The 23063-nt window shown below is 48.1% G+C and carries 24 protein-coding genes; 16 read left to right on the top strand and 8 right to left on the bottom strand.

Going from position 1 to position 23063, the window contains the following annotated elements:
- The first annotated feature begins 57 nt into the window (after window positions 1-57).
- The 3 genes from xylB to yiaA all read left to right on the top strand — a co-directional run bounded on the left by xylB (window position 58) and on the right by yiaA (window position 2505).
- A complete protein-coding gene (gene xylB / locus C4F37_RS06345) occupies window positions 58-1512 on the top strand; it encodes a xylulokinase (protein WP_001540043.1) in 1455 nt (484 codons plus the stop codon).
- Window positions 1513-1680: 168 nt separating this feature from the next.
- Window positions 1681-2022, top strand: coding sequence for an inner membrane protein YiaB (gene yiaB / locus C4F37_RS06340; protein WP_001296517.1), 342 nt, complete (start codon window positions 1681-1683; stop codon window positions 2020-2022).
- 45 nt (window positions 2023-2067) lie between these two features.
- Window positions 2068-2505: an inner membrane protein YiaA gene (yiaA, locus tag C4F37_RS06335; protein ID WP_001296516.1), complete on the top strand. Its 438-nt coding sequence runs from the start codon at window positions 2068-2070 to the stop codon at window positions 2503-2505.
- A gap of 40 nt (window positions 2506-2545) precedes the next feature.
- Here yiaA and wecH read toward each other — a convergent pair whose 3' ends face one another.
- Entirely contained in the window at window positions 2546-3541 is a 996-nt protein-coding gene (gene wecH / locus C4F37_RS06330) for an O-acetyltransferase WecH (RefSeq protein WP_001182634.1), read from the bottom strand.
- 174 nt (window positions 3542-3715) lie between these two features.
- On the opposite strand from wecH, the gene C4F37_RS06325 reads away from it, so the two are divergent.
- The 4 genes from C4F37_RS06325 (at window position 3716) to hokA (ending at window position 7575) form a co-directional block, all read left to right on the top strand.
- A complete protein-coding gene (locus C4F37_RS06325; RefSeq protein WP_000980102.1) occupies window positions 3716-4015 on the top strand; it encodes a YsaB family lipoprotein in 300 nt (99 codons plus the stop codon).
- Between the two features lie 94 nt (window positions 4016-4109).
- On the top strand, window positions 4110-5021 hold the full coding sequence (glyQ, locus tag C4F37_RS06320; RefSeq protein ID WP_001168544.1) for a glycine--tRNA ligase subunit alpha: 912 nt from the start codon (window positions 4110-4112) through the stop codon (window positions 5019-5021).
- Window positions 5022-5030: 9 nt separating this feature from the next.
- Entirely contained in the window at window positions 5031-7100 is a 2070-nt protein-coding gene (gene glyS, locus C4F37_RS06315) for a glycine--tRNA ligase subunit beta (RefSeq protein ID WP_001291773.1), read from the top strand.
- A 322-nt stretch (window positions 7101-7422) separates the two neighbouring features.
- The gene (gene hokA, locus C4F37_RS06310) at window positions 7423-7575 is read left to right on the top strand and encodes a type I toxin-antitoxin system toxin HokA (protein WP_001135732.1); all 153 of its coding nucleotides are present in this window, start codon (window positions 7423-7425) and stop codon (window positions 7573-7575) included.
- On the opposite strand, the gene C4F37_RS27725 is transcribed toward hokA, so the two are convergent.
- The 3 genes from C4F37_RS27725 to C4F37_RS06300 form a co-directional block, all read right to left on the bottom strand.
- Entirely contained in the window at window positions 7552-7623 is a 72-nt protein-coding gene (locus tag C4F37_RS27725) for a hypothetical protein (RefSeq protein ID WP_212734239.1), read from the bottom strand. The two genes, hokA and C4F37_RS27725, sit on opposite strands and share 24 nt — an antisense overlap.
- Window positions 7624-7762: 139 nt before the next feature.
- Window positions 7763-7975 (bottom strand): transcription antiterminator/RNA stability regulator CspE, encoded by a 213-nt coding sequence (gene cspE, locus C4F37_RS06305; protein ID WP_000014594.1) that lies wholly within the window; start codon window positions 7973-7975, stop codon window positions 7763-7765.
- Window positions 7976-8255: 280 nt separating this feature from the next.
- Window positions 8256-8546 (bottom strand): HTH-type transcriptional regulator, encoded by a 291-nt coding sequence (locus C4F37_RS06300; RefSeq protein WP_000455798.1) that lies wholly within the window; start codon window positions 8544-8546, stop codon window positions 8256-8258.
- 433 nt (window positions 8547-8979) lie between these two features.
- On the opposite strand from C4F37_RS06300, the gene C4F37_RS06295 reads away from it, so the two are divergent.
- The gene (locus C4F37_RS06295) at window positions 8980-9690 is read left to right on the top strand and encodes a DUF3053 domain-containing protein (protein ID WP_000190516.1); all 711 of its coding nucleotides are present in this window, start codon (window positions 8980-8982) and stop codon (window positions 9688-9690) included.
- A gap of 49 nt (window positions 9691-9739) precedes the next feature.
- Here C4F37_RS06295 and ghrB read toward each other — a convergent pair whose 3' ends face one another.
- Both ghrB and C4F37_RS06285 read right to left on the bottom strand, forming a co-directional pair.
- Window positions 9740-10714 carry a glyoxylate/hydroxypyruvate reductase GhrB gene (ghrB, locus tag C4F37_RS06290; RefSeq protein ID WP_001557137.1) on the bottom strand — a complete coding sequence of 325 codons (975 nt, stop codon included), beginning with the start codon at window positions 10712-10714 and terminating at the stop codon, window positions 9740-9742.
- A gap of 103 nt (window positions 10715-10817) precedes the next feature.
- The gene (locus C4F37_RS06285; protein WP_000747632.1) at window positions 10818-11477 is read right to left on the bottom strand and encodes an OmpA family lipoprotein; all 660 of its coding nucleotides are present in this window, start codon (window positions 11475-11477) and stop codon (window positions 10818-10820) included.
- 152 nt (window positions 11478-11629) lie between these two features.
- Here C4F37_RS06285 and bisC point away from each other — a divergent pair, with 152 nt between their 5' ends.
- Window positions 11630-13963 carry a biotin sulfoxide reductase gene (gene bisC / locus C4F37_RS06280; RefSeq protein ID WP_001540040.1) on the top strand — a complete coding sequence of 778 codons (2334 nt, stop codon included), beginning with the start codon at window positions 11630-11632 and terminating at the stop codon, window positions 13961-13963.
- Here the strand turns inward: bisC and C4F37_RS06275 are convergent.
- Together C4F37_RS06275 and tag are read right to left on the bottom strand one after the other, a co-directional pair.
- Complete coding sequence (locus tag C4F37_RS06275) at window positions 13932-14372, bottom strand: N-acetyltransferase (RefSeq protein ID WP_000617662.1); 441 nt, start codon at window positions 14370-14372, stop codon at window positions 13932-13934. The two genes, bisC and C4F37_RS06275, sit on opposite strands and share 32 nt — an antisense overlap.
- Window positions 14369-14932, bottom strand: a complete 564-nt coding sequence (tag, locus tag C4F37_RS06270; RefSeq protein WP_000438947.1) for a DNA-3-methyladenine glycosylase I — start codon at window positions 14930-14932, stop codon at window positions 14369-14371. Before tag ends, C4F37_RS06275 begins: the two co-directional genes overlap by 4 nt.
- Window positions 14933-15089: 157 nt before the next feature.
- On the opposite strand from tag, the gene C4F37_RS06265 reads away from it, so the two are divergent.
- The 7 genes from C4F37_RS06265 to lpfE all read left to right on the top strand — a co-directional run bounded on the left by C4F37_RS06265 (window position 15090) and on the right by lpfE (window position 23030).
- Entirely contained in the window at window positions 15090-15788 is a 699-nt protein-coding gene (locus C4F37_RS06265; protein WP_000584472.1) for an autotransporter outer membrane beta-barrel domain-containing protein, read from the top strand.
- A 228-nt stretch (window positions 15789-16016) separates the two neighbouring features.
- Complete coding sequence (locus tag C4F37_RS06255; protein WP_000189047.1) at window positions 16017-17219, top strand: L-lactate MFS transporter; 1203 nt, start codon at window positions 16017-16019, stop codon at window positions 17217-17219.
- Between the two features lie 325 nt (window positions 17220-17544).
- Window positions 17545-18069, top strand: coding sequence for a long polar fimbrial major subunit LpfA (lpfA, locus tag C4F37_RS06250; RefSeq protein ID WP_001540038.1), 525 nt, complete (start codon window positions 17545-17547; stop codon window positions 18067-18069).
- Between the two features lie 67 nt (window positions 18070-18136).
- Entirely contained in the window at window positions 18137-18823 is a 687-nt protein-coding gene (lpfB, locus tag C4F37_RS06245; RefSeq protein WP_001557136.1) for a long polar fimbrial biogenesis chaperone LpfB, read from the top strand.
- A gap of 23 nt (window positions 18824-18846) precedes the next feature.
- Window positions 18847-21423 (top strand): outer membrane usher protein LpfC, encoded by a 2577-nt coding sequence (gene lpfC / locus C4F37_RS06240; RefSeq protein WP_001540035.1) that lies wholly within the window; start codon window positions 18847-18849, stop codon window positions 21421-21423.
- Window positions 21424-21438: 15 nt separating this feature from the next.
- Complete coding sequence (locus tag C4F37_RS06235) at window positions 21439-22494, top strand: fimbrial protein (RefSeq protein ID WP_001540033.1); 1056 nt, start codon at window positions 21439-21441, stop codon at window positions 22492-22494.
- Window positions 22495-22499: 5 nt separating this feature from the next.
- Window positions 22500-23030 (top strand): long polar fimbrial protein LpfE, encoded by a 531-nt coding sequence (gene lpfE / locus C4F37_RS06230; RefSeq protein WP_000269272.1) that lies wholly within the window; start codon window positions 22500-22502, stop codon window positions 23028-23030.
- The last annotated feature ends 33 nt before the right edge of the window (window positions 23031-23063 follow it).

Raw genomic sequence — 23063 nt, 5'->3', positions numbered from 1 at the left:
GTCCGTTGGCCCGGTTATCGGTAGCGATACCGGGCATTTTTTTAAGGAACGATCGATATGTATATCGGGATAGATCTTGGCACCTCGGGCGTAAAAGTTATTTTGCTCAACGAGCAGGGTGAGGTGGTTGCTGCGCAAACGGAAAAGCTGACCGTTTCGCGCCCGCATCCACTCTGGTCGGAACAAGACCCGGAACAGTGGTGGCAGGCAACTGATCGCGCAATGAAAGCTCTGGGCGTTCAGCATTCTCTGCAAGACGTTAAAGCATTAGGTATTGCCGGACAGATGCACGGTGCAACCTTACTGGATGCTCAGCAACGGGTGTTACGCCCTGCCATTTTGTGGAACGACGGGCGCTGTGCGCAAGAGTGCACTTTGCTGGAAGCGCGAGTTCCGCAATCGCGGGTGATTACCGGCAACCTGATGATGCCCGGATTTACTGCGCCTAAATTGCTATGGGTTCAGCGGCATGAGCCGGAGATATTCCGTCAAATCGATAAAGTATTATTACCGAAAGATTACTTGCGTCTGCGTATGACGGGGGAGTTTGCCAGCGATATGTCTGACGCAGCTGGCACTATGTGGCTGGATGTCGCAAAGCGTGACTGGAGCGATCTCATGCTGCAGGCTTGCCACTTATCTCGTGACCAGATGCCCGCATTATACGAAGGCAGCGAAATTACTGGTGCTTTGTTACCTGAAGTTGCGAAAGCGTGGGGTATGGCGGCGGTGCCAGTTATCGCAGGCGGTGGCGACAATGCAGCTGGTGCGGTTGGTGTGGGAATGGTTGATGCTAATCAGGCAATGTTATCGCTGGGGACGTCGGGGGTCTATTTTGCTGTCAGCGAAGGGGTCTTAAGCAAGCCAGAAAGCGCCGTACATAGCTTTTGCCATGCGTTACCGCAACGTTGGCATTTAATGTCTGTAATGCTGAGTGCGGCTTCGTGTCTGGATTGGGCCGCGAAATTAACCGGCCTGAGCAATGTCCCTGCTTTAATCACCGCAGCTCAACAGGCTGATGAAAGTGCCGAGCCAGTTTGGTTTCTGCCTTATCTTTCCGGCGAGCGTACACCACACAATAATCCCCAGGCGAAAGGGGTTTTCTTTGGTTTGACTCATCAACATGGCCCCAATGAACTGGCGCGAGCAGTGCTGGAAGGCGTGGGTTATGCGCTGGCAGATGGCATGGATGTCGTGCATGCCTGCGGCATTAAACCGCAAAGTGTTACGTTGATTGGTGGCGGGGCGCGTAGTGAGTACTGGCGTCAAATGCTGGCGGACATCAGCGGTCAGCAACTGGATTACCGCACGGGTGGCGATGTGGGGCCAGCACTGGGCGCAGCAAGGCTGGCGCAGATTGCGGCGAATCCAGAGAAATCGCTCATTGAGTTGTTGCCGCAACTACCGTTAGAACAGTCGCATCTACCAGATGCGCAGCGTTATGCCGCTTATCAGCCACGACGAGAAACGTTCCATCGCCTCTATCAGCAACTTCTGCCATTAATGGCGTAAACGTTATCCCCTGCCTGACCGGGTGGGGGATAATTCACATCTATATATCTCAGTAATTAATTAATATTTAGTATGAATTTATTCTGAAAATCATTTGTTAATGGCATTTTTCAGTTTTGTCTTTCGTTGGTTATTCGTAATGTATCGCTGGTAGATATGGAGATCGTTATGAAAACCTCAAAGACTGTTGCAAAACTATTATTTGTTGTTGGGGCGCTGGTTTATCTGGTTGGACTATGGATCTCATGCCCATTGTTAAGTGGAAAAGGCTATTTTCTTGGCGTGTTAATGACAGCAACTTTTGGTAACTATGCATATCTTCGCGCAGAAAAACTTGGGCAACTGGATGATTTTTTTATCCACGTCTGTCAGTTGGTAGCGTTAATCACTATCGGTCTCTTGTTTATCGGTGTTTTAAACGCACCTATCAATGCTTATGAAATGGTGATCTATCCCATCGCCTTTTTTGTCTGCTTGTTTGGTCAAATGCGTTTGTTTCGCTCGGCATGAGCAACATAAAGTTCTTACACATTCAGGAATGAAAGGAATACTGTGATGGACAACAAAATATCAACCTATTCTCCGGCATTTAGTATTGTTTCATGGGTAGCCCTTATTGGCGGTATTGTTACCTATCTGTTAGGACTATGGAATGCAGAGATGCAGTTAAATGAAAAAGGGTATTATTTTGCCGTACTGGTATTAGGTTTGTTTTCCGCGGCGTCTTATCAAAAGACCGTTCGGGACAAGTATGAAGGCATACCTACCACCCCCATTTATTATATGACTTGCCTGACGGTCTTTATTATCTCTGTTGCGTTGTTGCTGGTAGGTCTATGGAATGCAACGTTATTACTCAGCGAAAAAGGCTTTTATGGGCTGGCTTTCTTCTTAAGCTTGTTTGGTGCAGTAGCGGTGCAGAAGAATATTCGTGATGCCGGAATAAACCCACCAAAAGAAACACAGGTTACCCAGGAAGAATACAGCGAATAATTCACATAAGCCCGGTTAGTCCAATGTAACCGGGCTTTTACTAACTCACTAATCTGTTTCTGTCGATTCGTTGTACCAGCATAGAAAGTAACAAACTCGCTGCCAACGTCGCGCAAAAGATCCAAATAATATCGAGTATTGGCCAGTTTTTAAGCTCAATCCCCCGGGTGCGCAGTGCATGGATAATCAATGCATGGAACCCGTATATACCTAACGAATGGCGGGAGATTAAGCCAAGTCCGCAAATGGTACGCGTATACAGCGTGTTTTTAACCAGAGTCAATAACGCGATTGCGCAGATAAAAACCATCGGCCCACAGTAAAGATACCAGGTATCGGCAAAATTTCCGCGCCACTGTAATTCATATAATGTCCCGCGAGAGATAATAAAAACCCCCGTCGCAAACAGTGCGGCGCTCACCCACGACAGTGCTTTATGCTGTGTGTCCATCATCCCTATAGCGCGGCCCAACATGCCATAAAGGATGTAGTAAAAAGTATCGCCATTGATATATAAGTTAATTGGCAGCCATTCAAAACCGTCGATTTTCTGCGGCACAGTATTTGGGTTAGCGATGATACCAATCACCACCATTAGCACCAGCAACATTTTTCCGCCGACGTTCTTCACCTGAATCAGCGGTGAAACCAGATAAATCACTGCAATCGCGAAGAAAAACCATAAATGGTAAAACACTGGCTTTTGCAGCAGGTTTTTCAGCGCTAACTCCACATTGATGGAGGTAAACAGCGCAATGTAGAGCAGCGCGATTGCGCTATAAAAAAACAGGCATAAGCCGATACGCAAGAAATGGCGCGACTGGGCGCTGCGTTCGCCAAAAAAGAGATAGCCGGAAATCATGAAAAATAGCGGCACGCTGACACGAGAGGCAGAATTCAGAACATTGGCGATATCCCAGGTGATGGGGCTAACACTATGAGCATTGGTCACATACCAGGTAGTGGTGTGAATCATCACCACCATTAAACACGCTATCCCTCGCAGGTTATCAATCCAGTAAATTTTGGGCTGCATCTGTGTCTCTGTATCTGGTTAAAAAAAGTCTGACCGATAAATCATTCAGTTGGCGCACTGGAATAATCTGAGTTTTATCACTACAGCTTATAGAGGCTTAAGGAAATTCGTAAGATATCAGCCACTATACCGATATAAATAATAAGACTCACCTGCAAACCAGACGGTAATTTAATGATGATGAACGCTTTCTTTCCGGCAATGGCGCTTATTGTGCTAGTGGGTTGTTCTACACCGCCACCCGTGCAGAAAGCACAACGGGTAAAGGTTGATCCTCTGCGTTCGTTGAATATGGAAGCGTTATGCAAGGATCAGGCGGCAAAACGTTATAACACCGGCGAGCAAAAAATCGACGTCACCGCCTTCGAACAGTTCCAGGGAAGCTATGAAATGCGCGGTTATACCTTCCGGAAAGAGCAGTTTGTCTGTTCTTTTGACGCGGATGGCCATTTTTTGCATCTTTCCATGCGTTAAGCCCTGCTTTTTCCCGTTTCGTACTGTATATCTTCCATCCAGCGGGTATACTGATCCCTTCCTTTAAATCCACACGTATCCAGCACGAAATAATATGCAAAAGTTTGATACCAGGACCTTCCAGGGCTTGATCCTGACCTTACAGGATTACTGGGCTCGCCAGGGCTGCACCATTGTTCAACCATTGGACATGGAAGTCGGCGCGGGAACCTCTCACCCAATGACCTGTCTGCGCGCGCTGGGGCCAGAACCGATGGCGGCTGCTTATGTTCAGCCTTCTCGTCGCCCGACCGATGGTCGCTACGGCGAAAACCCCAACCGTTTACAGCACTACTATCAGTTCCAGGTGGTCATTAAGCCATCGCCGGACAATATTCAGGAGCTGTACCTCGGTTCTCTGAAAGAGCTGGGCATGGACCCGACCATCCACGACATCCGTTTCGTGGAAGATAACTGGGAAAACCCGACGCTGGGTGCCTGGGGGCTGGGCTGGGAAGTGTGGCTAAACGGCATGGAAGTGACGCAGTTCACTTACTTCCAGCAGGTTGGTGGTCTGGAATGTAAACCGGTTACCGGTGAGATCACCTACGGTCTGGAACGTCTGGCCATGTACATTCAGGGCGTAGACAGCGTTTACGACCTGGTCTGGAGCGACGGCCCGCTGGGTAAAACCACCTACGGCGACGTGTTCCATCAGAACGAAGTGGAGCAGTCCACTTACAACTTCGAATACGCGGATGTGGACTTCCTGTTCACCTGCTTCGAGCAGTACGAGAAAGAAGCGCAGCAACTGCTGGCGCTGGAAAATCCGCTGCCGCTGCCAGCCTACGAGCGTATTCTGAAAGCCGCCCACAGCTTCAACCTGCTGGATGCGCGTAAAGCCATCTCCGTCACCGAGCGTCAGCGCTATATTCTGCGCATTCGCACCCTGACCAAAGCAGTGGCAGAAGCATACTACGCTTCCCGTGAAGCCCTCGGCTTCCCGATGTGCAACAAAGATAAGTAAGAGGCGGCTATGTCTGAGAAAACTTTTCTGGTGGAAATTGGCACTGAAGAGCTGCCACCAAAAGCACTGCGCAGCCTGGCTGAGTCCTTTGCTGCGAATTTTACTGCGGAGCTGGATAACGCTGGCCTCGCACACGGCACCGTTCAATGGTTTGCTGCTCCGCGTCGTCTGGCGCTGAAAGTCGCTAACCTGGCGGAAGCGCAACCGGATCGTGAAATCGAAAAACGCGGCCCGGCGATTGCCCAGGCGTTCGACGCTGAAGGCAAACCGAGCAAAGCGGCAGAAGGTTGGGCGCGTGGTTGCGGTATTACCGTTGACCAGGCTGAGCGTCTGACTACCGATAAAGGCGAATGGCTGCTGTATCGCGCCCATGTGAAGGGCGAAAGCACCGAAGCACTGCTGCCGAATATGGTTGCGACTTCGCTGGCGAAACTGCCGATCCCGAAACTGATGCGTTGGGGCGCGTCTGACGTACACTTCGTGCGTCCGGTTCACACTGTAACCCTGCTGCTGGGCGACAAAGTCATTCCGGCTACCATTCTGGGCATTCAGTCCGATCGCGTGATTCGCGGCCACCGCTTTATGGGCGAGCCGGAATTCACCATCGATAACGCCGATCAGTATCCGGAAATTCTGCGTGAGCGCGGGAAAGTCATCGCCGATTACGAAGAACGTAAAGCGAAGATTAAAGCCGATGCCGAAGAAGCAGCGCGTAAGATTGGCGGTAACGCTGACTTAAGCGAAAGTCTGCTGGAAGAAGTGGCTTCGCTGGTGGAATGGCCGGTTGTGCTGACCGCAAAATTCGAAGAGAAATTCCTCGCGGTGCCGGCTGAAGCGCTGGTTTACACCATGAAAGGTGACCAGAAATACTTCCCGGTGTATGCGAACGACGGCAAACTGCTGCCGAACTTTATCTTCGTTGCCAACATCGAATCGAAAGATCCGCAGCAGATTATCTCCGGTAACGAGAAAGTCGTTCGTCCGCGTCTGGCGGATGCCGAGTTCTTCTTCAACACCGACCGTAAAAAACGTCTGGAAGATAACCTGCCGCGCCTGCAAACCGTGTTGTTTCAGCAACAGCTGGGTACACTGCGCGACAAAACTGACCGCATCCAGGCGCTGGCTGGCTGGATTGCTGAACAGATTGGCGCTGACGTTAACCACGCAACCCGTGCGGGCCTGCTGTCCAAGTGCGACCTGATGACCAACATGGTCTTCGAGTTCACCGACACCCAGGGCGTTATGGGGATGCACTACGCGCGTCACGATGGCGAAGCGGAAGATGTGGCAGTGGCGCTGAACGAGCAGTATCAGCCGCGCTTTGCCGGTGATGACCTGCCGTCTAACCCGGTAGCCTGTGCGCTGGCGATTGCTGACAAGATGGATACTCTGGCGGGTATCTTCGGTATCGGCCAGCATCCGAAAGGCGACAAAGACCCGTTTGCGTTGCGTCGTGCCGCACTTGGCGTGCTGCGTATTATCGTTGAGAAGAACCTCAATCTTGACCTGCAAACCCTGACCGAAGAAGCAGTGCGTCTGTATGGCGATAAGCTGACTAATGCCAACGTGGTTGATGATGTTATCGACTTTATGCTCGGTCGCTTCCGCGCCTGGTATCAGGACGAAGGTTACACCGTTGACACCATCCAGGCGGTACTGGCGCGTCGTCCGACTCGTCCGGCTGATTTCGATGCCCGTATGAAAGCGGTATCGCACTTCCGTACCCTGGAAGCAGCTGCAGCACTGGCGGCGGCGAACAAGCGTGTATCTAACATCCTGGCGAAATCTGATGAAGTGCTGAGCGATCGCGTGAATGCCTCTACTCTGAAAGAGCCGGAAGAAATTAAACTGGCGATGCAGGTTGTGGTGCTACGTGACAAGCTGGAGCCGTACTTTGCGGAAGGTCGTTACCAGGATGCGCTGGTCGAACTGGCTGAGCTGCGTGAACCGGTCGATGCTTTCTTCGATAAAGTGATGGTCATGGTTGATGACAAAGAATTGCGAATCAACCGTCTTACCATGCTGGAGAAACTGCGCGAATTATTCCTGCGCGTTGCGGATATTTCGCTGTTACAGTAATAATGCCGTTATTAAATAGCCTGCCATCTGGCAGGCTTTTTTTATCGCTAAATAATACAGCAACCTTTAATAATCTTCTGATGAATAAAGATTATCTCATATATTAATTTTATGAGATTTTTTTAGGATTATATCAAGGAGAAGAAACGAACTTATTAAGCTAGAATAGCCACGGGTGCTTGAGACTGTTTGTCTCAGGTATTCACCGAAAGGCAGACAGAGAAAAGCCCCACCTGACTATAAATCAAAGTGAGGCCCCTCTATGCATAGACACCATAAGGTTAGCCTCTTACTCGTTGGAAATCAACACAGGGGGCTGGGAATGCCGCAGAAATATAGATTACTTTCTTTAATAGTGATTTGTTTCACGCTTTTATTTTTCACCTGGATGATAAGAGATTCACTGTGTGAATTGCATATTAAACAGGAGAGTTATGAGCTGGCGGCGTTTTTAGCCTGCAAATTGAAAGAGTAAGCGTCTTCGGCGGGAAATTATTCCCGCCTTTCTTACGGTGTTGCGCATTCTCATTGCACCCAAATTTATTCTTCACAAAAATAATAATAGATTTTATTACGTGATCGATTATTTATTTCCTGAAAAACAAATAAAAAAATCCCCGCCAAATGGCAGGGATCTTAGATTCTGTGCTTTTAAGCAGAGATTACAGGCTGGTTACGTTACCAGCTGCCGGGCCTTTAGCGCCGCTTTCGATGGTGAAGGACACTTTCTGACCTTCGTCCAGAGATTTGTAACCATCGTTCTGGATAGCAGAGAAGTGTACGAACACGTCTTTAGAGCCATCGTCAGGAGTGATGAAGCCGAAGCCTTTGTCAGCGTTGAACCATTTTACGATACCAGTCATTTTACCGGACATAGTGTATTACCTTTAATAATTAAGTGTGCCTTTCGGCGATATGGCGTGCTTTACAGATTTTGAAGCGTTAAAGGAATGTGCACTACGAGGGGTATCAACGATAACTCTTGAAGGGACTTGCCTTACTACACTGCTTTAATGGTCTGTACGTCAAACCGTTGATGTGCATTAAGCCACGCATTGGCGGGTGATGCAACAATTATTTTTCATATTTATGATTAATCGGTTGGAAAACGGTCCTGTTATCAGGACCGTAAACAGCAATAAAGTGGATAAAAGTCTATTCCATCAACTGCTTACTTAATGCCGGGTTGGCTTGAATCAAACGCATCAATTTTAGTTCGGCACTTGAAGGCTTCACGCGTCTGGATTCCCATTCCTTTACCATGGCGACTGATACGCCCAAAACCCGGGCAAAATCATCGATTTTTAATCCTGTCCCTTTTCGTAACTGCTCAATTTCGGTACAGGATGTTGTTCTGTGCGTCAGGGTAATTTTCTGCGTTTCATCTTTAAAAACAATCTGTTCCAGGCTGCTCAACAGCTCATGCATTGGATCTTTATATTCCATTGAAAACTCCTCAAATCACACTGCGGGATCGTGAATTGCATCGAAGCTCATTAAGAATAGTCGGGAAAAACAGACACAGCGGGGTGTTGTCAGGGCATACTCTGACTATGATTCGATTCAGCCAGTCATTTAGCGTGACTTATAGCCACCTAACGATCTGATAAATGCCGATATATCTCTTACCACTCCCGGTTTGTAAAGATTTCGAAAATCTAACGTTCTGCGAAGGCGTAAATCTCTGGCTACAAAAAAAGCAACGGCAATATCATTTTTTAACAATGAAACAACAAATTAACCTTGTTTCATTTTCTCCATGATTTTACCAGGAAGATTACGTAGAAAGGGTATCCTGCAAGCCTGTCCTGGACTATCCTTGTCACGTCAGACACGCGTGTGTCGTTGTGCGCTTTTTTTGGGTGAAAGGAGTAAGAAAATGGCGACAGGAAAGTCCTGCTCTCGCTGGTTTGCGCCTCTTGCGGCGTTATTAATGGTAGTTAGCCTGAGTGGGTGTTTTGATAAAGAAGGCGATCAGCGTAAAGCGTTTATCGACTTCCTGCAGAATACAGTGATGCGTAGCGGTGAACGTCTACCAACCCTGACTGCCGATCAGAAAAAACAGTTTGGTCCTTTTGTCTCTGATTACGCGATTCTGTATGGTTATTCTCAGCAGGTGAATCAGGCGATGGATTCCGGTCTGCGCCCGGTTGTAGACAGCGTTAACGCAATTCGCGTACCGCAGGATTACGTTACGCAAAGCGGTCCGCTGCGTGAAATGAACGGTTCGCTGGGTGTGCTGGCGCAACAGCTGCAAAATGCGAAGTTGCAGGCCGATGCTGCACACTCTGCGTTAAAACAGAGTGATGACCTGAAACCGGTTTTTGATCAGGCATTCACCAAAGTGGTAACGACGCCAGCTGATGCATTGCAACCGTTGATTCCGGCGGCACAAACTTTCACGCAACAACTGGTGATGGTTGGAGACTACATTGCTCAGCAAGGTACTCAGGTGAGCTTTGTCGCAAATGGCATCCAGTTCCCGACTTCACAGCAGGCAAGTGAATATAACAAACTGATTGCGCCATTACCGGCACAACATCAGGCGTTTAATCAGGCCTGGACTACAGCAGTTACTGCAACCCAATAAAGAGTAAAAGCCCGAGCGATTATCGGGCTTTACTCCACGCAGTCGCGGCTTAGTCCGCGACGTGCGGATTCACACAGTTCTTCTCAACCTTTCCTTGTAACGCATCAATCAAATTATCCACGGCACAGGCGGCCATGCCATAACGCGTCTCATGGGTGGCAGATCCAATATGCGGTACTGCGACGACGTTGGCCATTGAGAGCAACGGCGAATCTACGGAAAGTGGCTCTTGTTCGAAGACATCCAGCCCGGCGGCGTGAATTTCCCCTTTCTGCAATGCAGCAATCAGTGCATTTTCATCAACCACCGGGCCACGTCCGGCATTAATGAAAATGGCGGAGGATTTCATTTTGGCGAATTGTTCTGCGCCAAACAGATGATGCGTCTCATCCGTTAACGGCAGGATCAGGCAAACGAAATCTGACTCTTGTAACAGAGTATCCAAATCGCAGTAGCGGGCGTTGAAGCGTTCTTCTGCTTCTTTATGGTGGCGACGTGCGTTATAGAGGATGGGCATGTTGAAGCCAAAGTGCGCACGTTGTGCCAGCGCCATGCCGATCCGTCCCATCCCGACAATGCCCAGTGTTTTATGGTGAACGTCAGTGCCGTACCAGTCCGGGCCTATGCTCGCGGTCCATTCGCCTGCTTTTACCCGTTCTGCTACCTCCACAACCCGACGAGCGGTAGACAACACCAGCGCCATCAGCGTATCGGCGACGGTTTCTGTTAATACGGTTGGTGTGTGCATCAGCAGAATTTTTCGGGCGGTAAGCGCATCGACATCAAAATTGTCATAGCCGACGGAGATCGTTGATGTGGCACGCAGTTTCGGCATTTTTTCCAGCAATGCGGCATCAACATTCTCGTTTGAACCCAGCAAGCCTTCAGCTTCGGCAAAAATTGCTGCATTTTGTTCGACGGTTTGTGGGCGGAGGTTTGCCACCTGGTGAACGGTGAAATGTTCTTGCAGGCGTTGCAGTAAATCATCAGGTAAGGCTTTGTAGAGGATAACGGACGGCTTCATGCTTCTCTCCATTCACTGATAAGGCGATCACCTTAGCCTGAAATATGATGAAGGAAAACTGAAGAATGCCAGGTGATTTCTGCATCACCTGACATGAAAGGGATTACAGTGGGCTTAAGGTAATTTCTACACGGCGGTTTTGCGCCTTACCTTCAGAGGTGCTGTTGCTGGCGATTGGGTTAGCCGGGCCAAGGCCTTGAGTACGGATGCGGCTGGCGTCCACGCCCTGGGTGATCAACGCGCTGGCAACGGAATCCGCACGCTGCTGGGAGAGACGCATGTTCAGGTCGTGACTCCCCGTGCTGTCGGTATAACCAATCACGTTAACCGCCGTTTTCGGATACTCTTTCAGTACCATTGCCACGCCGGTCAGGGTGTTAGCGCCCGCCGGTTTCAGGGTTGCGCTGCTGCTGTCGAAGGTCACATTGTTCGGCATATTGAGGATAATGTTATCCCCGCTGCGGGTTACGCTAACACCAGTGCCGCGCATTTTGTCACGCAGCTTCGCTTCCTGCACATCCATGTAATAACCAACGCCGCCGCCCAGAGCTGCGCCTGCTGCTGCGCCAATGAGCGCGCCTTTACCGCGATCTTTCTTCGAAGAAGAGAGCGCACCAATACCCGCGCCAACGAGAGAGCCCAGACCTGCGCCGATAGCAGATTTACCTGCTTCGCGTTCGCCGGTGTAAGGGTTAGTTGTACAGCCAGATACCGCCAGAGCGCCACTCACTACGGCGGCAATAAGATAAACACGTTTCTTCATTGTTAATCCTTAATAACCTTTTTATTCTTTGCCACGGGTTCCGTGGCGGGAGATTATGCCGCGTGAGCATGAAGATTATTCCTGGGAATACTCGGAAATTTGTAAGTAATATTTAACTGCTCAATACATCTAACCTTTCAGGAGTCTTCGGTTTGGCCAACTCATCCTCACGATATTCCGTTCTGACTGCCGCCCACTGGGGGCCTATGCTGGTTGAAACCGACGGCGAAACCGTGTTTAGCTCGCGTGGCGCGTTAGCCACAGGAATGGAAAACTCCTTGCAGAGCGCGGTTCGCGACCAGGTTCACAGCAATACGCGGGTGCGATTTCCAATGGTGCGCAAAGGCTTTCTTGCGTCACCGGAAAATCCGCAAGGCATTCGTGGGCAGGATGAATTTGTTCGCGTGAGTTGGGATGAGGCGCTGGAGCTTATTCACCATCAACATAAACGCATTCGTGAGGCTTATGGCCCGGCATCGATTTTTGCTGGTTCCTACGGCTGGCGTTCAAACGGCGTGCTGCATAAGGCCTCGACATTATTACAACGCTATATGGCGCTGGCAGGCGGTTATACTGGGCATCTGGGGGATTATTCGACCGGCGCGGCACAGGCGATCATGCCGTATGTCGTGGGTGGCAGCGAAGTTTATCAACAGCAAACCAGTTGGCCGCTGGTGCTGGAACATAGCGATGTCGTGGTGCTGTGGAGTGCTAACCCACTCAATACGCTGAAAATTGCGTGGAATGCATCCGATGAGCAGGGGCTTTCTTACTTTTCCGCACTGCGTGACAGCGGGAAAAAGCTGATCTGCATTGATCCAATGCGATCGGAAACCATCGATTTCTTTGGCGATAAAATGGAGTGGGTGGCACCACACATGGGCACCGATGTTGCGTTGATGCTGGGGATCGCCCATACGCTGGTGGAAAATGGTTGGCACGACGAAGCGTTTCTGGCGCGTTGCACCACAGGTTATGCCGTCTTCGCCTCTTATTTGCTGGGCGAGAGTGACGGTATAGCGAAAAACGCCGAATGGGCGGCAGAGATTTGTGGTGTTGGCGCAGCGAAAATCCGCGAGCTGGCGGCTATTTTCCACCAAAATACAACCATGCTGATGGCAGGCTGGGGAATGCAGCGCCAACAGTTTGGTGAGCAAAAACACTGGATGATCGTCACGCTGGCGGCAATGTTGGGGCAAATCGGCACACCCGGCGGCGGTTTTGGTCTTTCTTACCATTTTGCCAATGGTGGTAACCCCACGCGCCGCGCTGCGGTGCTCTCTTCCATGCAGGGTAGCTTGCCGGGTGGCACCGATGCGGTAGATAAAATCCCTGTCGCCCGCATTGTTGAAGCACTGGAAAACCCTGGTGGCGCATATCAACATAACGGTATGGACCGACATTTCCCGGATATTCGTTTTATCTGGTGGGCGGGTGGTGCCAACTTTACTCATCATCAGGATACCAATCGCCTGATCCGTGCCTGGCAAAAACCGGAGCTGGTGGTGATCTCCGAATGCTTCTGGACGGCTGCGGCGAAACACGCGGATATCGTTCTGCCTGCGACAACCTCTTTTGAGCGTAATGATCTCACCATGACCGGTGATTACAGTAATCAGCATCTGGTGCCGATGAAGCAAGTGGTGCCGCCACGCGATGAAGCGCGTAATGATTTTGATGTTTTTGCCGACTTGAGTGAACGTTGGGAGAAGGGCGGTTATGCACGTTTTACGGAAGGAAAAAGTGAGCTGCAATGGCTGGAAACGTTTTATAACGTTGCCCGGCAGCGCGGGGCAAGCCAGCAGGTTGAATTGCCGCCATTTGCTGAGTTCTGGCAAGCCAACCAGTTAATTGAGATGCCGGAAAACCCGGACAGTGAGCGGTTTATTCGCTTCGCCGATTTTCGCCGCGATCCGCAGGCGCATCCATTAAAAACCGCCAGCGGTAAGATTGAAATCTTCTCGCAGCGTATTGCCGATTACGCTTATCCGGATTGCCCGGGGCATCCAATGTGGCTGGAGCCGGACGAATGGCAGGGCAATGCCGAACCGGAACAGTTGCAGGTACTTTCAGCTCATCCGGCGCATCGTCTGCACAGCCAGCTGAATTACAGTTCTCTGCGCGAATTGTACGCGGTGGCAAATCGTGAGCCTGTCACCATTCATCCTGACGATGCCCAGACGCGCGGCATACAAGATGGCGATACTGTTCGGCTGTGGAACTCACGCGGGCAAATTCTTGCCGGCGCGGTCATTAGCGAGGGAATAAAACCTGGCGTGATTTGTATTCACGAAGGCGCATGGCCAGATCTGGATTTAACCGCTGGCGGCATTTGTAAAAACGGCGCAGTGAACGTGCTGACCAAAGATCTCCCCAGCTCGCGGCTGGGGAATGGCTGTGCGGGTAATACGGCGCTGGCATGGCTGGAAAAATACAACGGTCCGGAACTGACACTTACAGCGTTTGAACCACCGGCCAGCTCATAATCCAGGTGGGTAGTTGGGTTTCATCCTGCCATGCGCAATCGACAATGTGAAAACCCTGCGCATGGTAGAAATCTATCGCCGGTTGATTTTTTTGATAAACCTCCAGCATCAGATGGGGATGGCGCTGCTGCACATACTGCATCAGCGCCTTACCAATACCGCGCCTGACGGCCTTCGGTGCGACAAACATTGCTGCCAGAAATCGGCCTTCCATAATGCTGACAAAACCGAGAAGCTTACCGTCTTCTTCCCAGACCCAGTTTTGCGCGTTGGCAAGATACGCATCCCGCACCAGCGGAATGCAGTCACGCCAGTAACTCGATTTTATAAAGGGATGCCCCCAGGTTGTACTTTCCAGCCACAGTTGGAGGATCGCGGGGAGTTCTGAACGTTGCACTTCCCGAATCATGGTTTATTTCCCGGATGGCAACAGCAGCCAACCACATGATCATTCACCAGCCCACATGCCTGCATAAAGGAGTAACAGATTGTGGTACCGACAAACTTAAAACCACGTTTTTTTAGTGCCTTAGATAGGGCGTCGGAGGCGGGTGTAGATGTGGGGATTTCGCTCAACGTTGTGGCTTGTGTCACCTGTGGTTGATGATTGACAAACGACCAGACAAAGTCGGCAAACGGTTCGCCGTTCTGTTCCATTTGCAGGTACGCCCGCGCATTACCAATAATTGCCTGAATTTTCCCACGATGGCGGATAATCCCGGCGTCCTGTACCAGTCTTTCGACATCCTCTTCCTGCATTGCGGCAACTTTCACCGGATCGAACTGATGAAAGCATGCGCGATAGTTTTCGCGTTTTTTGAGGACGGTGATCCACGATAATCCAGCCTGCTGCCCTTCCAGGCAGATCATTTCGAACAGTTTTTTACTGTCAGTTTCAGGCACGCCCCATTCATTATCATGGTAGGCAATATAAAGCGGGTCCTGACTCACCCAGCCGCAACGTTCCATACTTTCCCTCGCTATGTGCCCGATCGTAAAAATTTCAGCCGCTTTTCTTGACGCATCGGTGAAAAAGTCAATATTTAATACAGGGCTACTATGCCCGATATCCTTCATACAATGACAATAATATTGCCGAATTCGGCTCTTCCCTGGAGTCGTGTTAATGATCATAAAAAAAAGCGGTGGTCGCTGGCAGCTAAGCCTGCTTGCGAGCGTGGTAATCAGTGCCTTTTTTCTCAACACAGCTTACGCCTGGCAACAAGAATATATCGTTGATACGCAACCCGGACATTCCACAGAGCGTTACACCTGGGATAGCGATCATCAACCTGATTACAACGATATTTTGTCGCAACGTATTCAAAGTAGCCAAAGGGCGCTGGGACTGGAAGTCAATCTGGCGGAAGAAACCCCTGTGGATGTGACCAGCAGTATGAGTATGGGCTGGAATTTTCCTTTATATGAGCAGGTTACAACCGGCCCGGTCGCGGCATTACATTACGATGGCACAACTACCTCGATGTATAACGAGTTTGGCGACAGTACTACCACGCTGACCGATCCGTTGTGGCATGCCAGCGTGAGTACCTTAGGCTGGCGTGTTGACTCCCGGCTTGGCGATCTTCGACCCTGGGCGCAAATCAGCTATAACCAGCAATTTGGCGAGAATATCTGGAAGGCGCAATCAGGCCTGAGCCGGATGACGGCGACAAACCAGAACGGCAACTGGCTGGATGTCACCGTAGGCGCTGATATGTTGCTCAATCAAAATATTGCTGCCTATGCTGCGCTATCTCAGGCAGAAAATACCACTAACAATAGCGACTATCTGTATACGATGGGGGTTAGCGCCAGATTTTAACGTTATAGATACAATTGAAACCCATAAATAACAACTAATGTGGCGATAGTGGGGACTAACTTACTAAATAATAAATTTGGCGAATAATTGTCGAGTCATTCATTCCTGAACTAGTGCATTTCATTCCGTTCTGATGGCATTTCATGCCGTTTTTCCCCAGGCATAAAGCGCACTTCGTTATGGTTGTCAGCAGAGATTTTTCCTTTTTATTACTGCAGGAATACTGCCATGACACCTTCAAATTATCAGCGTACTCGCTGGCTGACACTCATCGGTACTATCATTACCCAGTTTGCTCTGGGGTCGGTTTATACCTGGAGTCTGTTTAACGGTGCGCTTTCTGCCAAGCTGGGGGCTCCTGTAAGCCAGGTTGCTTTCTCTTTCGGCTTGTTAAGTCTGGGGCTGGCAATTTCGTCTTCTGTTGCGGGCAAATTGCAGGAACGTTTTGGTGTTAAACGCGTCACTATGGCTTCCGGCATTTTGCTGGGATTAGGTTTCTTCCTGACAGCACATTCCAACAACCTGATGATGCTGTGGTTAAGCGCCGGTGTGTTGGTTGGTCTGGCGGATGGTGCGGGTTACCTGTTGACGCTCTCTAACTGCGTGAAGTGGTTTCCGGAGCGTAAGGGACTTATCTCTGCTTTTGCTATCGGTTCTTATGGTCTGGGCAGCCTGGGTTTTAAATTTATCGACACGCACCTGCTCGAAACGGTGGGTCTGGAAAAAACCTTTGTTATTTGGGGCGCGATTGTACTGGTGATGATTGTCTTTGGCGCAACGTTAATGAAAGATGCGCCGAAGCAGGAAGTGAAAACCAGCAATGGTGTGGTGGAGAAGGACTACACCCTGGCAGAGTCGATGCGTAAACCGCAGTACTGGATGTTAGCGGTTATGTTCCTGACTGCGTGCATGAGTGGTCTGTATGTGATTGGTGTAGCGAAAGATATCGCTCAAAGTCTGGCGCATCTTGATGCAATTTCCGCAGCCAATGCTGTGACGGTTATTTCCATCGCCAACCTTTCTGGTCGTCTGGTGCTGGGCATTCTGTCTGACAAAATCGCCCGTATCCGTGTTATCACCATTGGTCAGGTGATTGCGCTGGTGGGGATGGCGGCCCTGCTGTTTGCACCATTGAATGCAGTGACGTTCTTTGCAGCGATTGCCTGTGTGGCATTTAACTTTGGTGGCACGATTACTGTGTTCCCGTCGCTGGTTAGTGAGTTCTTCGGCCTCAATAACCTGGCGAAAAACTACGGCGTCATTTACCTCGGTTTCGGTATCGGCAGCATTTGTGGTTCGATTATCGCTTCACTGTTTGGCGGATTCTATGTGACTTTCTACGTGATTTTCGCCCTGCTGATTCTGTCACTGGCGCTTTCTACGACCATTCGCCAGCCAGAGCAGAAAATGTTGCGTGAGGCACATATTTAGAAATATGTTGCTGCTGAAATAAATACGATGAGGGAGACTTCGAAGTCTCCCTTTTTTTATGGTTGCATGTTAAAAGAACAATGGCATCCAAAAAAATGAATATTTTTCGTTTATACATTCTTTATGTAAATATAAATATTTTCTTAAAAAAATGGTAATTAAATTGCGTTTTATGTGTAATTGATTGAAGTTGAAGCATATTTCAACTTATTGCAAAAATTAATATTCAGTAAAAATAATTTTATTTTTTAGTGCCATTTGTATAATCTGCGCCCCGTTGTGTGAACAACATTAAGCATATTTATCTATATAAATGGAGTTATTCATGAAAAAGGTTGTTTTTGCCTTGTCAGCACTGGCGTTAACTTCTGGTTCCGTATTTGCAGCGGATTCCGGTGATGGCACTGTGAAATTTACAGGTGAAATCGTCGATGCAGCTTGCGTACTGTCAGTTGATTCTCAGAATCAGGAAGTTGTACTGGGTCAGGTGCAAAAATCTGTATTTGCTGCAGTCGGTGATAAATCACCATCAAAACCTTTCGAAATCAAGCTGGAAGATTGTGATATCACCACTTTGAAAAAGGCGAAAGTCAGCTTTAGTGGCGTTGGTGATACCGATAAACCTGAACTTATCTCTGTTAGCACCGAAGCAGGCGCGGCGAAAGGCGTAGGTATCGGTATTTATGATAACAGCAACACCCTGGTTGCGATGAATAGTGGTGAAGCCAGCACTGACCTGAAAAAAGGTCAGACAGTTCTTTATTTCACCGCAAACTACGTTTCTACTTTAGCTGCTGTAACTACTGGTTATGGTAATGCTCAGGTTGATTTCAATCTGTCTTACGAGTAATAGTTAGTTTCACAATTGGCGAAGATGAATTCTCCGCCAATTGTGTTCAACGTTCATGGATAGAATGATGAAAAAAAAATTCATTGCGTTAACTCTTTGGGTGTTAATTTCGCAGTCTGCACTAGCGAGTGGGGTTGGGCTTAGTTCTACTCGGGTGATTTATGACGGTAATAAGAAAGAAGCATCGCTAACCGTACAAAACAAAAATAAATCAGAAGAATTTCTTATTCAGTCATGGGTTGATGATGCAACGGGTAGTAAAAAAACACCATTCATCATTACTCCGCCATTATTCAAACTTGAGCCAGGAAAAAACAACATCTTACGTATTGTAAATGTGAATCCGTCCTTACCTCAGGATCGTGAATCTGTTTACTGGGTAAACGTCAAAGCGATTCCTTCTCAAAATGAAGAAAATGAAGGGAAAAATGTCTTGCAGATTGCAGTTCGTACTCGCATCAAGCTTTTTTATCGCCCAGCAGGTCTAAAAGGGGATATTAAATCTTCGCCAGGAGAACTACGTTTTACGCGAAACGGTAAACAGATAAAAATTGACAATCCAACTGTTTTTAACATCACGTTCAGTGATGTATTTATTAACGGACACGAAATTGAAAAGTCCGGTATGGTGCCAGCAAAAGGGTCTTTGAATATCAATTTGCCTGCAGGTGTGAACAGTGCTTCGCAAATAAAATATAATACAATTAATGATTTTGGCTCTTCAGGTGAATATCTGACTCGCGAAATTAATTAATAGTTTTCAGGGGAACCAACTTAATGTCATGGATGGTCGTTTCGCGCACTTACACTTCTTTGCCCTTTTCTTTATCTGTATTGGCGCTTACGGTTGCAGGCTCTTTTTCTGCGACAGCTGGAAAATTTAATCCGCGTTTTCTGGAAGATACCGCAGGGATCAACCAGCATGTTGACCTTTCCATGTACGAAACTGACCATGGCGCGCAGTTGCCTGGAACATATCGCGTTTCTTTAATCGTCAATGAACAAAAAATGGAAACGCGCACTCTGGAGTTTAAGGCGGCTACAGAATCCCAACGAAAGGAGATGGGGGAGTTTCTCATACCTTGTTTAAGCCGGACACAACTGGCCGATATGGGCGTTCGTGTAGACAGTTTTTCAGCACTTAACCTTATACCAGCAGAAGCCTGTGTGGCGTTTAATGAAATTATCCCTCAGGCGACCAGTCATTTTGATTTTAGCGAACAAAAGCTGGTGATGAGTTTTCCTCAGGCGGCAATGCAGCAGGTTGCTCGCGGTACAGTACCTGAATCTCGCTGGGACGATGGTGTGCCCGCGTTGCTTCTTGATTACAGTTTCAGCGGTAGTAACAGTTCTCATGATACAAAAAGTTATAATCGCTACATTGATGAAAATGGTAATCATCACCAGGTTAAAAACGAAACTAGCCAGACTAACGATAGCTACTACTTAAGTATGCGAAGCGGCCTTAACCTTGGGGCATGGCGTCTGCGAAATTACAGTAACTGGAGCTATAGTAACGGCGAGAAGCAGTGGGACAATATTGGCACCTATGTAACACGAGCCATTGTTCCGCTGAAAGCGCAACTGACATTGGGTGATACAGCAACACCTTCAGATATTTTTGACAGTGTGCAGATGCGCGGAGCATTACTGGCCTCTGATGAAGAAATGTTGCCAGACAGCCAACGTGGTTTTGCTCCGGTAGTTCGAGGGATAGCGAAAAGTAACGCGGAAGTCAGTATTGAACAAAATGGTTACGTGATTTATCGAGCATTTGTTCAGCCAGGTGCGTTTGAAATTAACGATTTATACCCCACAGCGAACAGCGGTGATTTAACCGTAATTGTTAAAGAGGCTGATGGTAGTGAACAAAGATTTATTCAGCCATTCTCTTCAGTCGCTATTTTCCAACGTGAAGGGCATCTCAAATATAGCCTTTCTGCTGGTGAATACCGTGCTGGTAATTACGATAGCGCCAACCCACGCTTTGGTCAGTTTAATGCGATGTATGGTTTACCGTTTGGTATGACCACCTATGGTGGCGCATTAATTTCTAAGGATTACAACGCATTTGCTCTGGGATTGGGAAAAAACTTTGGCTCTATTGGTGCAATATCTGTTGATATTACTCAGGCAAAAAGTACATTAAATAATAATGCAACCGATCAGGGACAATCGTACCGCTTTCTTTATTCAAAAAGCTTTGCCAGCGGCACAGATTTCCGTTTATTGGGTTACAAGTATTCTACCAGTGGTTTTTATACCTTCCAGGAAGCAACAGATGTGCGTAGCGGTGCTGACAGCGATTACGGACGTTACCATAAGCGTAGTGAAATTCAGGGTAATTTGACACAGCAATTGGGCACCTATGGGTCGGTTTATTTCAATATGACCCAGCAGGATTACTGGAATGATGACGGTAAGCGCCTTTCTTTGGCAACCGGGTACAACGGTCGTATTGGGCGTGTTAATTACAGTATTGCTTACAGTTGGAATAAAAGCCCTGAATGGGATGAAAACGACCAGTTATGGTCATTTAATGTTTCCATTCCGTTTGGTCGGGCATGGAGTAACTACCGCGTGACAACCGATCAGGATGGTCGTACGACACAACAGCTTGGCGTCAATGGCACTCTGTTAGAAGATCGCAATCTTAGCTATAACGTTCAGGAAGGGTATTCCAGTAATGGTGTTGGTAATAGCGGTAATGCCAGTTTGGCGTACCAGGGCGGCGCCGGTAATATCAGCGTGGGTTACAGCTATGGTAAAGACTACCAGCAGACTAACTACAGCCTGCGTGGTGGCATTGTAGCGCACAGTGAAGGGATCTCGCTTTCCCAACCTTTGGGTGAAACCATTGGTATAGTTTCAGCACCAGGTGCCCGGGGGGCGAAAGTATTAAATAATAGTGGTGTGAGTGTTGACTGGCAAGGTAATGCGGTCGTTCCTTATCTGAGCATCTACCGTGAAAATGATGTGTCCATTCGCAGTGAAACGTTGAATGACAGCGTTGATATGAACAGCGCATTCCAGACAGTTGTGCCAACGCGAGGAGCTGTCGTACGGGCGCATTTCGATACCCGTGTGGGTTATCGAGTTCTTATGACATTAATTCGGCAAAATGAAGTGAGCGTCCCCTTTGGTGCAACTGCAACGCTGGTTTCAGATAAAAGTGAACAGATTAGCGGTATTGTTGGTGAAGATGGGCAGTTATATATCAGTGGGATGCCTAAAAAAGGGGATGTGAAGATCGTATGGGGTAAAGATACTTCACAACAATGCGTTGCGAAATATGAACTGCCGATTAAGAAAAAATCGTCAGGTATTATTTCTGTAACAACAAATTGCCAATGATCAGGGATAGATAATATGATGAAAATTTCAAGTCTGTTTTTTGTTGGAAGCATGTTGTTTACGGCCAATAATGTTATGGCTGCAGATTGGGGACCCTGTACATCGACTTCAGGTGTTCATGATTACCCAGTCAATTTTGATATTGATATTATGGATGCCAGCAAAAATGAAGCGGGTACTGAATTAAAATTAATTTACTCATGGACTGGTGTTGGGCAGCCTTTTAATTTTATTTGTGAGTGTCCGGATACTTATAAAACGGAAAAGGATACACTGATTAAAGTCGTGAGTAACTTATCTACGGCAACGCGAAAAATAAACAGTGAGCAATACTACCGGTTAACCGATGAGCTGGAAGTAATGACCATGATTCAAGGTCCAAGCGTGATGTTCCGCGTTCCGGAGGCCAATAGTCAGATCCCTAATTTAAATAACTCTTCTCAAGACTGTAAAGGTAATAATCTGGGGCAATTTGGCAGTAATGGCTATCTGTCATTTTATATAGCAAAGCCTGTTCAGGGTGAGGTGGAAATTCCCTATACGCTTATTGCAACAATGTATGCCTCAAAGAAAAAAAATACATACAGGGATCCACTTTCTACGGTCAGTATTGCAGGAAAATTGACCTTTACACAAGGCTGTAAAATTGACGCCGGTACGGTATTGGATGTCCCCTTCGGCGAGTACCCATCTTCGGCGTTTAAAAATAAAAAAGGAACCATTCCAGTTGGAGGGACTGAAAAAGAGATTAACCTCCAGTTCGATTGTGAAAATATTACCGATGGCATTCAGGTATCTCTAAGGATTGAAGGAAACACAAGTCAGGCTGACGAGCGTGCCATCGATATGGGTAACCCAGACATTGGTGTGTTGGTTATGGATCCAAACGGCAATGTCTTAAAGCCTAACGATACCAACAGCAGTGTTAACTTAAACCTCGGTTCGAACGATTCCCAAAAACATCGCGATGCAACAATTAAACTGAAAGCAGCACCAATCAGCACGACCGGAAATGCTCCAGCGGCAGGGCAATATAGTGGGGTTGCAACAATCTTTCTGGATATGGATTAGTCATCATGTGGAGAAATAGTATACGTTGCCTGTTACCCTTTTTAGCTCTGGCATATTTTCCCGGCGCTGAAGCTAAAATAAGCCTCGGTGAAGCAGGAAAACTGACGTTTTCTCTTTCAGTCGTGGCCAAAGGGTGTGAGTTTGAAGCCGCTGATTTAGAAGTTGTCATGGGGAAAATGATGTTAATGAAGCCAGTCACGGTCGGAAGAGTCATAAACGAAAAAAATTTCGTAATCGAATTAAAAGATTGTGACGGAATATCAAAAGCTAAAGTAACAATGGACGGCCTTCCTGACACCAATGATAACTCTCTTTTTGCTCTGGATGCCGGAGGCGCAACGGGAATAGCCCTGCAAATTGTTGACGGCAAGGGCACAAAACAGATTCCGAAAGTCGCTGGTGGAACGGCGATAGAGTGGCCAGTAAATGGAACAACAACCCAACTGAACTACAAAGCGAGTTATGTCGTTGTAAACGCCAATGCAACGTCTGGACATGCAAATGCCATGGTCAATTTCTCCGTGGAGTATGAGTAACCAGTTTCGGACTTTTGGCAGAAAAAGAGGAGA

It is taken from the genome of Escherichia sp. R1 (genome assembly GCF_003000935.1).
Taxonomy (GTDB): domain Bacteria; phylum Pseudomonadota; class Gammaproteobacteria; order Enterobacterales; family Enterobacteriaceae; genus Escherichia; species Escherichia coli.
Note: the sequence above shows the minus strand (reverse complement) of the source record. Positions and strands in the feature narration are given on the sequence as shown.

Coding starts and splice junctions, on each gene's coding strand:
- C4F37_RS06295 (WP_000190516.1), top strand. CDS start 8,980: ATGGCGACAGGAAAGTCCTGCTCTCGCTGGTTTGCGCCTCTTGCGGCG.
- yiaB (WP_001296517.1), top strand. CDS start 1,681: ATGAAAACCTCAAAGACTGTTGCAAAACTATTATTTGTTGTTGGGGCG.
- cspE (WP_000014594.1), bottom strand. CDS start 7,975: ATGTCCGGTAAAATGACTGGTATCGTAAAATGGTTCAACGCTGACAAA.
- xylB (WP_001540043.1), top strand. CDS start 58: ATGTATATCGGGATAGATCTTGGCACCTCGGGCGTAAAAGTTATTTTG.
- lpfE (WP_000269272.1), top strand. CDS start 22,500: ATGTGGAGAAATAGTATACGTTGCCTGTTACCCTTTTTAGCTCTGGCA.
- tag (WP_000438947.1), bottom strand. CDS start 14,932: ATGGAACGTTGCGGCTGGGTGAGTCAGGACCCGCTTTATATTGCCTAC.
- C4F37_RS06255 (WP_000189047.1), top strand. CDS start 16,017: ATGACACCTTCAAATTATCAGCGTACTCGCTGGCTGACACTCATCGGT.
- C4F37_RS06235 (WP_001540033.1), top strand. CDS start 21,439: ATGATGAAAATTTCAAGTCTGTTTTTTGTTGGAAGCATGTTGTTTACG.
- glyS (WP_001291773.1), top strand. CDS start 5,031: ATGTCTGAGAAAACTTTTCTGGTGGAAATTGGCACTGAAGAGCTGCCA.
- C4F37_RS06300 (WP_000455798.1), bottom strand. CDS start 8,546: ATGGAATATAAAGATCCAATGCATGAGCTGTTGAGCAGCCTGGAACAG.
- lpfA (WP_001540038.1), top strand. CDS start 17,545: ATGAAAAAGGTTGTTTTTGCCTTGTCAGCACTGGCGTTAACTTCTGGT.
- glyQ (WP_001168544.1), top strand. CDS start 4,110: ATGCAAAAGTTTGATACCAGGACCTTCCAGGGCTTGATCCTGACCTTA.
- C4F37_RS06285 (WP_000747632.1), bottom strand. CDS start 11,477: ATGAAGAAACGTGTTTATCTTATTGCCGCCGTAGTGAGTGGCGCTCTG.
- C4F37_RS06265 (WP_000584472.1), top strand. CDS start 15,090: ATGATCATAAAAAAAAGCGGTGGTCGCTGGCAGCTAAGCCTGCTTGCG.
- lpfB (WP_001557136.1), top strand. CDS start 18,137: ATGAAAAAAAAATTCATTGCGTTAACTCTTTGGGTGTTAATTTCGCAG.
- hokA (WP_001135732.1), top strand. CDS start 7,423: ATGCCGCAGAAATATAGATTACTTTCTTTAATAGTGATTTGTTTCACG.
- yiaA (WP_001296516.1), top strand. CDS start 2,068: ATGGACAACAAAATATCAACCTATTCTCCGGCATTTAGTATTGTTTCA.
- C4F37_RS06325 (WP_000980102.1), top strand. CDS start 3,716: ATGATGATGAACGCTTTCTTTCCGGCAATGGCGCTTATTGTGCTAGTG.
- ghrB (WP_001557137.1), bottom strand. CDS start 10,714: ATGAAGCCGTCCGTTATCCTCTACAAAGCCTTACCTGATGATTTACTG.
- wecH (WP_001182634.1), bottom strand. CDS start 3,541: ATGCAGCCCAAAATTTACTGGATTGATAACCTGCGAGGGATAGCGTGT.
- C4F37_RS06275 (WP_000617662.1), bottom strand. CDS start 14,372: ATGATTCGGGAAGTGCAACGTTCAGAACTCCCCGCGATCCTCCAACTG.
- lpfC (WP_001540035.1), top strand. CDS start 18,847: ATGTCATGGATGGTCGTTTCGCGCACTTACACTTCTTTGCCCTTTTCT.